Genomic DNA, 1545 nt, shown 5'->3' with positions numbered 1-1545 from the left:
TCCTCATCGAGAACCCTGCCCATTGATGATCTTTGTGTGAGAACTCAGATCATGGACAGGGTTCTCCCTGTTCCGCTAGACCTCGACCACCACAAATCCCCACGATGGTCAAAACACGAGCGGTGCCCGTCGGACCTTGCGGTCCGGCGGGCACCGACCGTTGCCGGTACGCCGCCGAGGGCCCCCGGGCGCGGATCGTCACCCCCGTCCGGTTCACTGGGCGGGTGGACGAGGTGATCTGGAACGCGGCCCGCGCCGCCCGCGCCTGGCTGGACGCCACCAACGGCACCGACCAGACCGAGCTGACCTGCCGCATCCTCAAGCTCAGCGAGGAGGCCGGGGAGGCGGCCGGCGCCTGGATCGGCGTGCTCGGCCAGAACCCCCGCAAGGGGGTCACCCACACCCGTGCGGAGGTGGCCGCCGAACTGGCTGACGTGGTCTTCACCGCCCTGGTCGCCATCGAGAGTTTGGGCCTGGACGCCCGGTCGGTGGTGACCGCCTGCGCCGCGAAGGTCGAGTCCCGGATCACCCCGTGATGACCCGGCCGTCCCGGGTGGGCGGTACGGCCCGCGGTGCCGGTGCGACGGTTGTCCGGTATCGCCCGGTCCGACCCCGGTCGCCGTGACCGGCGGCACCCCCGGGCCGGAATCCCCACCCCGCCCCCGGCGTTACACCCTCTGTACGACCGCAGCAGCACCCCCGGGCCGTCCGACGCCCCGGCCGCCGACGGAATGACCCGGCACCGACGGTCGTTACACCCTCTGTACGACCGCAGCAGCACCCCGGCCGACCCCGCACCCCCTGCGGGAATGACCCCGGACCCCCGGTCGTTACACCTGACCCCGGCACGAGCGGCCACCGCCCCACGCGGCAGGCCCCGGCCGGAAACCCCCCACAGACTTCCCCCGTATGAGCGCCCCCGACGTGGTGCCCACGCCCCTACGCTGCCCGACCCCCACGGGCACACCCAGCCCTCCACGGGCCGGACGGGGCGTCTACCCCCGAAGGAGCTTCCCCATGAACACCACCATCCTGCGTAAGAGCATCCTCGGCATCGCCGGTCTCGCCGTCGCCGGTGGCCTGGCCGCCGGCCCGCTCAACCACGACACCCCCACCATCGACACCCGCCCCGTCGCCACCGTCCAGGCCGACAAGCCGGCCGTGGACACCGACAAGCTGATCCCGCACGGCGTGCAGGGCACCCAGTCCCGCATCGACCTCAACGACGAGCAGACCGGCAACGCCAAGGCGATCATCGCCGCCACCAAGAAGGCCGGCATGGACGAACGCGCCGCCGTCGTCTCCATCGCCACCAGCCTGCAGGAGTCGAAGCTGGAGAACCTCGGCCACCTCGGCGACCGCAACGACCACGACTCGCAGGGCCTGTTCCAGCAGCGCCCGTCGTCCGGCTGGGGCACCGTCGAGCAGATCACCGACCCCGAGTACGCCACCCTGGCGTTCCTCAAGGGCCTCAAGCAGGTCGACGGCTGGCAGGACATGCCCCTGACCAAGGCCGCCCAGACCGTCCAGGTCTCGGCCTACCCC

The 1545-nt window shown here is 71.5% G+C and carries 2 protein-coding genes; both read left to right on the top strand.

The window, feature by feature from the left end; translation table 11 throughout:
- Window positions 1-224 precede the first annotated feature (224 nt).
- Window positions 225-536 (top strand): MazG-like family protein, encoded by a 312-nt coding sequence (locus JQX11_RS31945; RefSeq protein ID WP_204928638.1) that lies wholly within the window; start codon window positions 225-227, stop codon window positions 534-536.
- A gap of 481 nt (window positions 537-1017) precedes the next feature.
- A partial coding sequence (locus JQX11_RS31940) for a hypothetical protein (RefSeq protein ID WP_204928637.1) occupies window positions 1018-1545 on the top strand: 528 nt, incomplete at its 3' end.

Origin of the sequence: Micromonospora humida, assembly GCF_016901255.1 — a bacterium.
GTDB classification, from domain to species: Bacteria; Actinomycetota; Actinomycetes; order Mycobacteriales; family Micromonosporaceae; genus Micromonospora; species Micromonospora wenchangensis.
Note: the sequence above shows the minus strand (reverse complement) of the source record. Positions and strands in the feature narration are given on the sequence as shown.